This is a genomic window from Acinetobacter piscicola, from assembly GCF_002233755.1.
In the GTDB taxonomy this organism is placed as follows: domain Bacteria; phylum Pseudomonadota; class Gammaproteobacteria; order Pseudomonadales; family Moraxellaceae; genus Acinetobacter; species Acinetobacter piscicola.
The window spans coordinates 14,574-28,940 of record NZ_NIFO01000029.1 but is presented as its reverse complement, the minus strand read 5'-3'; the positions used below and the strand labels follow the sequence as shown (position 1 = coordinate 28,940).

At 36.8% G+C, this 14,367-nt stretch carries 13 protein-coding genes; 2 read left to right on the top strand and 11 right to left on the bottom strand.

Going from position 1 to position 14,367, the window contains the following annotated elements:
- Positions 1–76 precede the first annotated feature (76 nt).
- The gene (locus CDA10_RS15355) at positions 77–475 is read left to right on the top strand and encodes an outer membrane protein assembly factor BamE (RefSeq protein WP_089606453.1); all 399 of its coding nucleotides are present in this window, start codon (positions 77–79) and stop codon (positions 473–475) included.
- Between the two features lie 84 nt (positions 476–559).
- Here the strand turns inward: CDA10_RS15355 and CDA10_RS15350 are convergent, their stop codons facing one another.
- The 11 genes from CDA10_RS15350 to CDA10_RS15300 form a co-directional block, all read right to left on the bottom strand.
- The gene (locus CDA10_RS15350) at positions 560–898 is read right to left on the bottom strand and encodes an RnfH family protein (protein WP_089606452.1); all 339 of its coding nucleotides are present in this window, start codon (positions 896–898) and stop codon (positions 560–562) included.
- A complete protein-coding gene (locus CDA10_RS15345) occupies positions 898–1,980 on the bottom strand; it encodes a hypothetical protein (RefSeq protein WP_213062853.1) in 1,083 nt (360 codons plus the stop codon). The genes CDA10_RS15350 and CDA10_RS15345 overlap by 1 nt, the downstream gene beginning before the upstream one ends.
- Before the next feature lie 197 nt (positions 1,981–2,177).
- A complete protein-coding gene (locus CDA10_RS15340) occupies positions 2,178–2,633 on the bottom strand; it encodes a bacteriohemerythrin (RefSeq protein ID WP_089606450.1) in 456 nt (151 codons plus the stop codon).
- 277 nt (positions 2,634–2,910) lie between these two features.
- Positions 2,911–3,759, bottom strand: a complete 849-nt coding sequence (locus tag CDA10_RS15335) for a class II glutamine amidotransferase (protein ID WP_089606449.1) — start codon at positions 3,757–3,759, stop codon at positions 2,911–2,913.
- A gap of 156 nt (positions 3,760–3,915) precedes the next feature.
- Positions 3,916–4,692, bottom strand: a complete 777-nt coding sequence (locus CDA10_RS15330) for a GNAT family N-acetyltransferase (protein ID WP_089606448.1) — start codon at positions 4,690–4,692, stop codon at positions 3,916–3,918.
- A 161-nt stretch (positions 4,693–4,853) separates the two neighbouring features.
- Complete coding sequence (locus CDA10_RS15325) at positions 4,854–6,236, bottom strand: PKD domain-containing protein (RefSeq protein ID WP_089606447.1); 1,383 nt, start codon at positions 6,234–6,236, stop codon at positions 4,854–4,856.
- A gap of 244 nt (positions 6,237–6,480) precedes the next feature.
- Entirely contained in the window at positions 6,481–7,383 is a 903-nt protein-coding gene (gene argB, locus CDA10_RS15320; protein WP_089606446.1) for an acetylglutamate kinase, read from the bottom strand.
- A gap of 58 nt (positions 7,384–7,441) precedes the next feature.
- Positions 7,442–8,896 (bottom strand): phosphomannomutase/phosphoglucomutase, encoded by a 1,455-nt coding sequence (locus tag CDA10_RS15315; protein ID WP_089606445.1) that lies wholly within the window; start codon positions 8,894–8,896, stop codon positions 7,442–7,444.
- A 219-nt stretch (positions 8,897–9,115) separates the two neighbouring features.
- Positions 9,116–9,568 carry a dUTP diphosphatase gene (gene dut / locus CDA10_RS15310; RefSeq protein ID WP_089606444.1) on the bottom strand — a complete coding sequence of 151 codons (453 nt, stop codon included), beginning with the start codon at positions 9,566–9,568 and terminating at the stop codon, positions 9,116–9,118.
- A 209-nt stretch (positions 9,569–9,777) separates the two neighbouring features.
- Entirely contained in the window at positions 9,778–11,817 is a 2,040-nt protein-coding gene (locus CDA10_RS15305; protein ID WP_089606443.1) for a UvrD-helicase domain-containing protein, read from the bottom strand.
- A 717-nt stretch (positions 11,818–12,534) separates the two neighbouring features.
- The gene (locus CDA10_RS15300; protein WP_089606442.1) at positions 12,535–13,185 is read right to left on the bottom strand and encodes a YiaD family glycine zipper/OmpA-like lipoprotein; all 651 of its coding nucleotides are present in this window, start codon (positions 13,183–13,185) and stop codon (positions 12,535–12,537) included.
- Positions 13,186–13,424: 239 nt separating this feature from the next.
- Between CDA10_RS15300 and CDA10_RS15295 the strand changes: the two genes are divergently transcribed.
- On the top strand, positions 13,425–14,342 hold the full coding sequence (locus tag CDA10_RS15295) for an acyltransferase (RefSeq protein WP_089606441.1): 918 nt from the start codon (positions 13,425–13,427) through the stop codon (positions 14,340–14,342).
- Positions 14,343–14,367 lie beyond the last annotated feature (25 nt).

The window sequence follows — 14,367 nt, the reverse complement described above, 5'->3', positions numbered from 1 at the left end:
TGCAACAGAGTTGAGATGCAGTATGATCTATCCGTGGATCAATTGCATCATAATTAATTTGGGATAGTGTAGCAAAATGCAAAAAATCATGCTGACGTTATTCGTCGCTTCTTTACTTGGTGGCTGTTCTGTATTTGGAGTATACAAAGTTGATATTCCTCAAGGAACACCGTTAACCCAAGCTCAAGCTTCAAAAATTCAAGTCGGTATGACTTACCAACAAGTACGTTTTTTGCTGGGCAGTCCAACGGTTACAGATCCATTGAATCCTAATCGATGGGACTACATTTACAATTATATCCCAGGAACTTACGCTAAAAAAGCCAAGATTCCCGTAGCACATGGCCAACACTTAAAGGTTTATTTTGATCAATCAGGTATTGTCAATAAAATCGAAGGTTTAGAAACCATTCCTGAATCACAACCTGGTTTGCCTGCTTCCAAAGAAGCAATTTTGAATGCGCCCCCACTATAGACACTTTGTCATAAAAATAAACCCCTCATTGAGGGGTTTTTTATATTGATTCAATTGTTTAAAGCGATTGGTTCAAATAATGGATTATTTCGAAAGCAATTGGCGATAACGATTTCCTCGACAGTAACGTCCAACAGGATTGGCTTTTGCACGATTACGGCGAATATCTTTCGGATTAATGGTTAAAGCTCTATAGATTTCAACACGATCCCCTGCTTGTAAAAGTTGGGTAATATCTTTACTTTTAACACCAAAGATACCGAAACTAAAACTTTCAGGTAATTGTACTTGTTCCGCTAGACCACTTTGAGCAATCGCATCAGCAATGCTCATTCCTTCAGAAAATTGTAACTCAATATGAAATTGTTGATTTTCGGTCGCATAAGCCACCCAAACCTTCCCCACTTGCTTCACCATATCCATCAAATCAATTGTCCAATGTAGGCTGCAATTGCCAAGATAATCGCTACTGGCAGCACTATTCGTACCGCAATACGCCAAATATTATAAAAAGCTTCTGAGCTAAAATTCATCGCTTTGCGTAAATGGCTAATTTTCATAATCCATCCTGCAAAAATAGAATAGATCAAACAAATAATGAGCCCCCAAAGCATAAGCAATGGATTGAAAATTAAGCTTATATTTGGAACTGCCCAAATAAACAAACCGACCAATAACACTACAAATTGAATCACGACTGCAATTTGACGTTGTGCTAACTGTTCTTTTGCTAACTGTAATAATAATGCTGCGGAAATCACTGCGGTAAATAATAATGTATATGCAGGAATTTGCGCCGAAACAGCAAAGAATCCAAAAGCAATCACAGCAATCAGCTGAGCAATCCAAATCGGTAAAGCTGTTTTAGATGCTTCATTTTGCTGTTGGATACTCGATAAACTTGTTTGCCAGTAGAGACCTAATCCTAAGCCTGTTGCAACCAATGCTAGGATGCTTGCATTGCCCCATTCCTTAAACTCTACAGGAGTCACATGCCATGGTTGTAGAGCTGTACCAAACACATTGGCAAGTAGCAATGACAGCACTACACCAACCGCTGTCAAACCGATCAGAATCTGACGAGGAATAAAAGACAAGGCAAATGCAACAATTGCAGCACCAGCGAACAAAATATTGGTCGCTACTGGAATTTGTGCAATTTGCACAGCACTCTGACTAATATTAAATAAAATTCCACCCGCTAAGAATGGAATAAAGACAACAGCTAACCAACCCACGATACGCCAAGATTGTGAAGCATCAGCATCACGAGTAAAGCTAGACAAGGCATTTAATGCGGTTGTTTTAGAGCGCTTGGCTAAAGCAACTTCCAAATAAGCTATAGGCAATGCCAAAATTAACATTGACACTAACCACAATATCCAAAAATCAATTTGTCGATCAATTTGAATACCCAAGCTTGGCGCCAAGCCTGCGATAATCATAAATGATAAACAAAATGCCATGAGCGGCGATAACCATCGTGACATAGAATAATCCTGCATGAGGTGTTTCGTAAAAAGTTCTGCTATTTTGCCTTTCTCGATTGTGAAAATCAAAGTTTAAAAGAAAAAAGCAAATCATCCTCTCCAGATGATTTGCTGCGCAAGATTTCTATTGTATGTTTTTCTTTTTATTCCCTCTGAATTGTTCTAATGAGAGAGTGGGTTATTTTCATCATTTACCCGATCAGCAAGGTGAATTATGAAAAGAATCTTGCAAACCAGTTTTTACCTTTTTTCTTTTCGTTTTCTTTGATGATTCCCATCATATTTAATTTCACAGCGCCTACATAATCCGCATCATCGTGCTGAATATGGTTAATCAACCATTTAGACAGAACTTCATGTAATTCATGTTCTATCGAATGTCCTTGTTCAAAACTCGTCCGATAACTTTCAATACGCTTAATAAATAAATCATGTACGCGTTTATGCGGAACACGATATTTATAACCTGCTTCCTCTTGTAAACTTTCTTCAAATGTAAAATGCGACTGGGTATAATCGATAATATTATCAAGAATATTTTTAATTCTTGCACGATCCGTACTGACACCGATTTCATTAATTTCGTTGATATAATCCAAAATTCTTTTATGCTGATCGTCAATCACATCGATACCAGTATTATAATCTGGAACCCATTTCATCTTCATACGACCGCCTTTTAAATAATGTTTTCACCTTTTCAAATCATAGTAACGACTTAATTTCAAAATAAAAATGAACCGTATTAGTCGGAATTCACGATAAAAACCAATTATTTACTTAAGCCACTGTTTAAACTAAGTTATTATTTTAAACTCAACCAAAAGAGTCAGATATTTTTTAACCATATTGATGATCTTATGCAATTTAAAAATATAATTAAATATATAAAAATAAAAGCCTTTAATCGAAATTAAAGGCTTTTTATTATTAAATTAAAATAAATTAATATTGATCTGCTTTAGTCACTCTAACTAAACTAGGATTTTCTGCTTCACGTAATAATCGGTTAACTTGTGTCAACGCTGTTTTAATGACTTGACCATCTTTAAATAAAATCATCTCTCCTGCTTTATAAGCAGTCCAAGTTTCATTATGGGTTAATGGCTCAGTGGTAATCACCGCGACACGATCTTCTGCTGTGGTGAATTTGCTAAAATCAATATCCACATCTAAATCGACTAATCTGGCATGTTTAAAAGGATACTCTCGAACAATCCAATGCAATTTGGTCGTCGCATAGCTAAACAAAGCTTGTCCATTGGACAAACAAAAATTAAACGTACCATGTTCAGCAATTTGAGGGGAAATTTCTTCTAATAAAGCAAAAATATCATTCAAACTTGGCTCATCATAACCAAACTTAAACACCAATTGCTCAAGCAAATAGCAAAATGCCAACTCACTATCTGTACTTCCTACTGGAGTAAATCGCCCTGATAGTCGTGGATTAAAACCATGTAAATCACCATTATGTGCAAAAATCCACTGTCTTCCCCATAGCTCTCGCATAAAGGGATGTGAGTTTTCTAAGGCGATTTTGCCTTGAGTGGCTTTGCGAATATGTGCAATCACATTGCGTGACTTAATTGGATAATTACGTACCAACTCTGCAATGGGCGATTCAACTGCAGATTGATTATCAACAAATAAACGGCATGCCTTATCTTCAAAAAATGCAATACCAAATCCGTCAGAATGGTCAGATGTTATTCCCGCGCGCTGAGAAAAACCACGAAAGGAAAAAGTAATATCTGTTGGTGTCGCACAGTTCATTCCAAGCAATTGGCACATAGTTCATTCATACAGCATTTTAGTTATACGAATATTGTGCATGAGTCAGTACCTGCTTGCAAATCAGAATCATGAATAAAATTTGCAAACAGGTTTATATCCAAGCAAAACTTAACAATTAAGCCAGACCAACCAATTATTATCTCAATGATATTGTTAACGATTGACCATTTTATTCAAGACAAAATTTTTCACAATGTCGTTGATCTCTACAAATACAAAATAGTCTAAACAATTAAATGATTCATCATAGTAAGCCTGTTTAGACAATTGAGCATTCATTTTCAAATATACATCGAATAATTTTGGAATACGTTCATCTTGAGGGAAGCTATATTCAGGATGACTAGGTTCATAAGCAGGTTTTGCTTTTACATCAATACATTGATCAGCATTTAATTGTTTAAGATATTGATGTGTATAGTAAGCACGTGCCTTATTCTCTTCTAAGCGAATGCTGACACAACCAATCAAGTATTTGGCTTTCATTTTCCATAATACAGTCGGAACAAGATTGAGCCATAACATCGATAATGCACGACCATTACGATAGCGTGGATGCACACAAGTACGCCCTATTTCGACGATATTATTCAATTCTGAAAACGGTGATACATCAAACTCTTGAGAACTATAACTCTGTTTTAATTCATGCCCTTGAAAGCGTTTCAAGCGTGTATAAGCAACAATTTCATTGCTCCATTTATCACGTAACACGGCGTGTTCACAATCAAGATCATACAAGTCCTGATCTATACCATTTTCAAATGTAATTCCAAATTGATCTGCAAATTGTACTGCACGAAATTTTTGTACTTCTTTGAGTTGCTTTAAGTCTTCAACCCATTCAAATTTATATTGTGATTGTGCTTTTTTAGGTTTTGGTAAAGGTAAGCTTAAGTTCTGACGATATTGGTTTAGTTTTGCAAACATGTCTTTCGCTCCTAGTGCTTTTACTTACACTAGGCATTCTGCATGACACTGATGTGACTAAATAATGAATGTTTTAAAACAGTGGATAAGCATTTATTTAAAGATAATACTATTACAAGTGCCACATCCTTTCACAAAAGAAATGATGTGGCTTGCAAATTTTACTTCACCACAAAATATTTTAGGTTTGCAGTATAAGGTTCCGCACTTCCAATTTGGACAATTGAAAACAATTTACCAGTATTGTCTTTAAACAGATTTAAACCATAACTCTGTAATCCACTAATGACTGGAAATGCCTTTTTATTTACAACGCCATATCCATAACCAGAATATTGGGCATAAGTCGCATTGTACTTTTTGACCCGATTATTTGACCATATGTCCTGCTCGATCGTTAAGATACTTAAATTATTCGTTACAGGATCTTGAACAAATGATTGTATATTTTGATTTTCATCAAGTTTAATTTTTCCACCATAGTTCAAGTTTTTTGCATAAAAATATGTACCGATACTTGTATAAATATAATCTTGTTGTTCATTCAAAAATAATCGATCACCTATTGTATAGTCGCCATGATAAGGTGAATCACTCGAAGAAACAGCATCACCAGTTATTGGATCGATTGTAATTTGGAAAATATCTCGTGGTGATAATCCAAAGTTTGTAAAGAATACTTGATTGTTTTTTTCTGAATAAACACCCTTCAAAGTAGAGTAAAAATGATAATAATTATTTTTTAGTTGAGTTTCTTGCTGACCACTTTTTAAATCTATTTTTACAAATGGCTTATCATTCCATTGACCATTTTCTTTTCCAATAAAATAAGCAATAGAGTTATCTGTAATAAACCCATCCGTATATGGACCTTCATTTGAATATGCTTTTAAAAGTTGAGCTGTAGTTACATCAATATATGAAATATGATTTGGATGAATAACGATCGCGAACTTCCCATTCGGACTGAGTTTCAGTACTTGAGCGGTATCACTTAAAACAACTTTTTGAACTTCTGAGCTATGACGATCAATAATATTTAAGACGTTGTTCTGATCATCAACAGCTATAATTTTATCTAAGTTGCTTGAATAACTTACCAAGGATGGTCTGAACGAAAGTGCAATAATATTTGGATTAACTTCGACTTCAACACTTTTTTCAGTTGTGTTCGTTGCTTTACCATCACTTACAGTCAAAGATAAAACATATTTACCCACAACATCAGGAACAAAACTGAATTGACCTGAATTTGATAGGCTAGTTTCAATTTGGGAGCTTGCAGGTTTAGAAACCACAGACCATTGATAAGAAAGCGTATCTCCATCTTTATCTGAACTTTTTAAACCAGATAAATCAAGTAGCTCAGTCAACAAAACTTTTTCAGCAGAAGTCTCAATAACAGAAACTGGAACAGTGTTTGTTATTTCAGGTGGTTTAACAACTTCTGGGTCTGTTTGACCAGTCTCACTACTGCCACCACCACCTCCACAAGCTGTGAACAATAGGCTTGATACACAGATAACCAAATTTTTTAATTCCATTTATTTTTCACTTTCAAGTAATTATTTTCAATTAATGAAATTTATTATATTTATAATTTGTTTTATTTCAACGTCATTACTGACACTAAGCAGTAACATTATTTTTGAGATAAACTACATCAGATAAATGTATTTTTACATTCATACAAATCACCATAAGGGCTTGAATACATCATTTGACGATCCAAGCTATAAAAAACGAAGAAGATCTTCCTCGCTTTTTATACATCATGTAATAATCGACTTATGCTGGTTTTACACGATTAGTAATCAGCGTTCCAACACCATGATCGGTAAAAATTTCAAGTAAAGTTGCATGCGGTACACGACCATCCACAATATGCGCACTCACAACACCGCCTTTTACAGCATCCAATGCACATCCAACTTTAGGAATCATGCCACCATAAATCACACCTGTTTCAATCAGACGATCGACTTCTTGTGTAGTTAAGCCAGTCAGTAGATTTTTATTTTCATCCAGTACGCCTGAAATATTGGTCAAGAGGATTAATTTCTCTGCGCCTAAAGCTTCAGCGACTTTACCAGCGACTAAATCTGCATTGATATTATAGGTTTGCCCATCTTCATCTACACCTAAAGGTGCAATGACTGGAATAAAATCACTTTGGGTAAACATTTCTAAAACATCAGTTTTAACACCTGTGACTTCACCGACTAAACCTAAGTCGATTTGAGTTACTGTGCCATCATCCTGTATTTTTTCCATCAATAATTTTTTGGCACGTAGCAAATTACCATCTTTACCCGTCAAACCAATCGCACGGCCACCATGCTTATTGATCAAATTTACGATCGATTTGTTGACACTACCACCCAGAACCATCTCAACCACATCCATGGTTTCAGAATCGGTCACACGCATCCCATCAATACGATCAGACTCACGCCCTAACTGCTTAAGTAATGAATCCACTTGCGGCCCACCACCATGGACTACAATCGGATTTAAACCTACAGTTTTCAAAAGTACGATGTCACGCGCAAATGAGCTTTCCAAAGCTGGATCCGTCATTGCATTACCACCATATTTTACAACCAGTGTTTTTCCTGAAAAACGTTGAATGTATGGCAAAGCCTCAGTCAATATTTGTGCTTTGTCGATGCCAGCATGCTGATGTGACATTCGCCTCTCCTTAATGAACTGTATGGATTAGACTGGTATACGAAGAACGTAAAAACAGTCAATGCGCTTGAAGAATATCTTGAGCGATCATAGGATAACGATCACTGAGCATAGACGCAAATGTCTGACGAATTTCATTGAGATGAATTGGGCAATCTGCATCAAAACGCACAGTGAAATACTCACCTGTATTTGATGCTCGAATAATGCCAAAACCATGTTCAAAATCAAGTCGAACACCATCAATTTTGCTCAATTTAGCTACAAAATTTTGACTTAAATGTTCAATTTCATTCAGAACAACTTTAGGATCGGTGTGATGCGTACTGATATAAGTATCTTCAGTATAAAAACGGTCTGGATAAAGCGCTAATATTTCAGACAATGTCGCCTTTGGGAATAAACACAAATATTCCATGACACGTAGTGCGGCATATAAACCATCGTCATAGCCCATACCACGTCCATCATTAAACACATAATGCCCTGCGTATTCCCCACCAAATACAGCACGACCTTTCGACTGTGACATATATTTGCGTAGGAAACTGCTTCCTGTACGAATCATCTTGGCATGGCCGCCTAAACGTTCAACCGCTTGGCGTACCATAGACGAACATTTCACATCAAAAACAATTTCATGTTGAGGATGTTCTTTCAAACACATCTGTGCAAATAAAGCCAATAGACGATCTGCGGAAATAATATGTGCTGTTTCATCGAGTATCACTACACGGTCACCATCACCATCTAAGGCAATTCCAATATCAGCTTGATGATTCAACACATTTTGACGCAATAATTCTAAATGGGTTGCCTGTGAAGGATCTGGTGCATGATCAGGAAAATTTCCATCCGCATTACAACGAATTGCGATCACCTCACAACCCAATTTTTTCAATACTAAATTGGCACAATAACCTGCTGAACCATTTAAGCCATCAATCACGACTTTTAAAGGTTTGGGTAAATGGATGTCTTTTAACATTGCTGTTTGATAAGGCACACAAAATTCAGACTTAATTTGGTGAACAAGACTTGGGGTATTTGTTAAGTTTTGAATAACTTCAAATTGTTCATTTTGAATATATTTTGTTTGAAAATACTGTTCTGCTTGGATTCCTACATTTTGAATCATTTCAGGTGAAGGCGGTTCACTTTGCATAATCCATTTGAAACCATTGTCTGTTTTGGGGTTATGACTGGCTGTCACCATGATGCCATTCCCCCCTGTTTGTCGTGCAGCAAAGTACAGCTGTGGTGTTGAACAACATCCTATTTCTATGACTTGGATATTTTTTTGTTGAAATACTTGTTGAATAATATAAGCAAAAGTCGGGCTGGTTAAACGTGCGTCATACCCTAAGCTAATTTGTGACTGCCCATTTTCAATAAATTGATTCGCTAAGGCATCAGCAATCGCCTGAACACATTCAGGTCGTAGCATTTCAATTTTCCCACGAATGTCATAAGCACGGAAAATCTGAAAAGGAAAATCGTTCATTTTATTCATAAGCAAAACTTCTAATTGCTTAACCTTATCTATCTAAGCTAAAAACACTCAATGACGCTTTAGCAATTTATTCAAAATTTTTGTTCAAGGTTAGAGGCAAAACATATATAAACTCGCAATACTATATGCAAATTTGAAACATTATATATACATACTTTTTGTTACATATTAAAAATATAAAAGAGCCTGATCAATCAGGCTCTAAAAAACAAGTAAAACTTAATTTTTCCCAGTATGACCAAAACCACCTGCACCACGCTCAGTAGCCTCAAATTCATTCACAATATCAAACTGCGCTTGAACTACAGGAACAAGTACATATTGTGCTAAACGCTCACCTGGTTCTAAAGTAAAGCTATTTTGACCACGATTCCAAACCGAAACCATCAATTCACCTTGATAGTCCGAATCAATTAGACCCACTAAATTACCCAAAACGATACCATGTTTATGACCTAAACCTGAACGAGGTAAAATTAAACCTGCAAAGTTTGGATCTTCAATATAAATCGCCATTCCTGTTTTCACTAAAACAGTTTGACCTGGTTCAATTTGAATCGCCTCTTCAACACATGCACGTAAGTCCAAACCTGCTGAACCTGTTGTTGCATACGTCGGTAATGGCCATTCTTGACCTAAACGTGAATCAAGTACTTTTACTTGAACTTTCATATTGAAATCCTATGTAAATCAATTAAAAATGAATAGCCAATCCGTTCAAAACTATTGAAATCTTATCCATTTCAAAATCAATGCTTTTCGCAGTAAGCATAGAAATTGATAAGATTTAAAATCACGCCAATTGCTCAAACCCTCCTCTTTATTTAGAGGAAAGCTCAGTGAAATTGGGCAATATTAAACAGATTGGCTTGAGTTAAAAATCAACGTTTTAATAACGCTTTTAAGTTTTGTAAATACTGCTGAGCTTGTTGTTTAGGATCGACATTTTCAGCCAATTTTTTCTTACGCCCTAACCAATCCAACTCATCTTGTGGCAATTCATCTAAGAAACGACTTGGCGTCATTTGCTTCATTTGCCCACCATTTTTACGCTGTTCAGCGAGCGTCAAAGTCAACCCTTGCTGCGCACGTGTAATACCCACGTACATCAAACGGCGTTCCTCTTCAATGGTTTCAGCAGCAATCGAGTTCTTATGTGGAAGCAACTCTTCTTCTAAACCCATGATATAGACAAATGGAAATTCCAAACCTTTAGATGCGTGTAAGGTCAACAAATTGACTTTATCGGTGTCTTCTTCTTCCTGTTGTTGCTCAAGCAGATCGAGCAACACCATTTTACGAATCACACTTTCGATGTTCTTTTCATCGACATCTTCTGCACGGTTGATCAAGCTTTGAATACTGGTATACAGCATTTCAACGTTATCAATCTTGGTTTTTTCTTGCGCAGGTGTTGCAGCCGATTCACGTAAATAATCAATATAACCTGCGTCGTTCATCATCTGACGAATTTTAGGCACAGGTTCATCATCATCCAATAATTCACGAGTAAAATCATTGATAAAGCCCGCAAATTCAGCCAACTGCGTTGTCGCTTTCTTTGGCATAACCATCGTTAAACGTTGATCGCTTGCTGCTGCTAATAACGATAAATGATTTTCTTGAGCAAACAGTCCCAATTTTTCCAAAGTTACTGGCCCAATCGCGCGCTTCGGTGTATTAATAATTCGTAAGAATGCACTGTCATCTTCAGGGTTGATAATGATGCGTAAATAACTCATCACATCTTTAATTTCTGCACGTCCAAAGAACGATTGACCACCTGAAAGTTTATAAGGAATCTGCATTTGACGCAGTTGTGTTTCCAATACACGTGCTTGGAAATTTCCACGGTACAGCACCGCATAATCTTTCCAATTCTTTCCGTTCATCAATTTATGTGTTAATAAATCTTTGACGACTCGTTCAGACTCATCATCATCATTACGACAGGTGATCACACGAATCACTTCACCATGACCTTTATCACTCCACAATTTCTTATCGAATAAATGTGGATTATTTTCAATCACATGGTTTGCCGCTTTTAAAATACGACTGGTTGAGCGGTAATTTTGTTCAAGTTTAATCACTTTTAGATTATGAAAATCTTCTTGAAGCAATGCCATATTTTCTGGCTTTGCACCACGCCATGCGTAGATTGACTGATCATCATCACCTACTGCTGTGAACTGTCCCATCACACCCACCAGTAGTTTTACCAGAATATACTGTGCTGTGTTGGTATCTTGATATTCGTCGACTAAAAGATAACGGACACGATTCTGCCAACGATCACGTACCTCAGCATTGTCCTGAAGTAAACGAGTTGGCATGACAATCAGATCGTCAAAATCGACTGCATTATAGGCACGTAAATTACGTTCATAGAGTTGATACAAATGTGCAAGTTGAACATCATCATTTGTTTCACAAGTAGTATGCGCCTGCTCTGGAAGAATAAGGTCATTTTTCCAGTCAGAAATCTTTTTCATTGCTTTGGCAATGAGCTCTTTGCTTTCTGCGCCCGACATATTGTCACGATGCATCAAGTCCATCAGAATACGTTTACAATCATCAGCATCTAGAATTGAGAAGTTTGCTTTGAGTGGCGTATTTTTAAGTTCTATACGTAATAAATTTAAACCGAAATTATGGAAGGTGGAAACAGATAAGCCTTTCCCTTCTTCTTTTCCCAATAGTTTGCTTACACGCTCTTTCATTTCACGTGCCGCTTTATTGGTAAACGTCATTGCCGTAATTCGATACGCTGGAATGCCGCACTGTTGAACCAAATAAGCAATTTTTCTTGTAATTACAGAAGTCTTACCTGAACCTGCCCCTGCAAGTACTAACAAGGGTCCTTGAGTATATTTCATGGCTTCAAGTTGCTTGTCGTTCAATTGACTTGCTTTTGACATCGTTCATCCTCTAAAAACTTCGAGCTCGATTATAGTCATCAAAAGCACAGTTGCAAAATGCTTTATGTGAATGTGTCCGACTAAAAAATTGAGCGCATAAAAAAGCACCCGAAGGTGGTTTTGATGATGCCACTCTATTTCAAAAATGCGTCTTCAAGATAAAGGCTTAACATAATTTTGTTTCATCAACCGTGATTTCAACACGACGGTTTTGCTCACAGCCAACAACTATAAAAATGACAAGTGCTCATATTTATTTTCCGTCTTAACCTGAGTTCGAGATAAGATATGTTCCCAACTATCTGATACGCGGAAACGTCAGTCGCATTGTTCGAGGCCGGGCTACATCTGTAATGTACTGTTTTTGCAATATATTAGGTACTTGATAGTATCTGTCGAGTTGGCGACTGACAAATGGTTTTGCCTACTTTTCCCGAAAGCCTTGCGAGGTAGTACCTCTCAGGTCGAACCTGAACAAGATTGAAATATATTTCAAGCGAAGTGCAAGACGAAGTAGGTTAATCCTTGCATTTGACTTTTAAACGGTAAGACTCCGCTGTGCCTGATCTATCTTTTCAATAACTTATATCAAAGTTTATCCCGAACTGACGTTTCTTATTCTTTATTTTGCTAGGCGTAAAAAAACCGAACCACAGCAAGCTATGATTCGATTTTTGTGTTTTGACTACAAAATCGTCTTAATCTTATAACGATTTCTTAGCTTGCAGCATAAATACTAATTTCTACACGACGGTTTTGCTCACGACCGGCAGCAGTTGAGTTATCTGCAATCGGGTTTTGTGAACCATAACCTTGAGTATCAATACGGCTTTGTACGCCTTGACCTTTCAGGTAGTTTGCTACAGAAGCAGCACGGTTTTGTGACAATGGGATGTTGATCGCATCTGTACCCGTATTATCTGTATAACCAGTCACAAGAATTACGCTCTTGTTATCTTCTTTCAACGTTTGAACAACTTTATTCAACGTACTGTAAAAGTTAGGTTTGATATTTGATTTATTGGTATCAAAAGTAATGCTACCAGGCATAATTAAAGCAACAGAACCATCTGGATTACGACTTACATCAACACCAGTACCCGCCATTTGTTGGCGAAGCTTTTTCTCTTTATTGTCTAGATAAATACCTGCACCCGCACCCAAAGCAGCACCAATTGCAGCCGCACGGTTATTTTGCGCAGAAGTGTTGGCATTCCCGCGAGACAGACCATAACCTGCCGCTGCACCAATTAAACCACCCAAGGCAGCTTTGTCATACTCAACGCCACCAATGTTATTACCAGTTGTTTGACATCCTGATAATGCCAAAGCCCCAGCTGTTAAAGTCGTAATTAATAGTGCACGCATTGCATGCCTCCGAGTTGTGTTTTTTGTTAAGCTTAAGTTTCTTATAAATAATAAATTTCCACTAGGGGCATTTTGTTAAGAATCTCACTTTTTTTTACATTTTGTAATATATAGCGCAAAGTTTGCAAAACTGATCACCATAATTTGTACACAGTTTATAAATGTCCCTTTTTAATTAGGCAACTAAGGTCTATATTTAGGACTTAATTCGAATATGCAAAAATGATTAGGACTGTTCTATGTCATCTCAGCAACAGAAGCAACCTATTTTAAAAAAAATTACGAAAGGACTATCCGTTGGCACAGTGATCACTGGGAGCACCTTTTTTCATGGTCCTCCTGTGTTAGCACTTGGATTATCCAAACTATTCAAAAAATCTAAAAAAGTGGATGAAACCAATATTAACATTGCCAATAGCTGGTTAAGTGTCAATAATTGGTTAATTGACCATGTTCTACCTGAAACACAATGGGATATTAGTATTGATGAAGGTCTAGACCTCAATATGCAAGGACGTTATCTCATGATGTGTAATCATCAAAGTTGGGTTGATACCACGGTCAATCAATATTTTGGTTTAACCCGTATGCCTCTGACTCGTTTTTTTACCAAGTGGGAATTGATTTTCATCCCCTTTGTTGGACAAGCTTTTAAAATTTTAGGCTTCCCAATGATGAAACGACATACGAAAGAACAAATTGCTAAGAATCCTGAGCTTAAATATCGTGATTTAGCAGAAGCACGTAAAGCTTGTGAACAACTATTGAGCCAACCCTTTACCTTATTGAACTATTTGGAAGGTACGCGTTTTACCCCACAAAAACATCAACAACAGCAATCACCTTATGTTAATTTATTGAAGCCTAAAGCGGGTGGTTTAGCTTTAGCACTCGATATTTTAGGCGATAAGATTGATGCTTTGGTGGACATGACCATTGTTTACCCTAATGGCGCACCTGGTTATGGTGAGTTTTGGTTTGGTGAAGTTCCTCGAATCGCAGTCAATATACGCAAAATTGAGATTCCAGATTGGGTTCTCGGTGGAAATTACGAAGATGATGCAGAATATCGTGAGCATTTTCAAAAATGGGTTGATCATTTGTGGACTGAAAAAGACCAACTGATTAGTCTAATGAAGAATAAATATCAGCATTAAATCAATGGCTTCTTTCTCAATATTA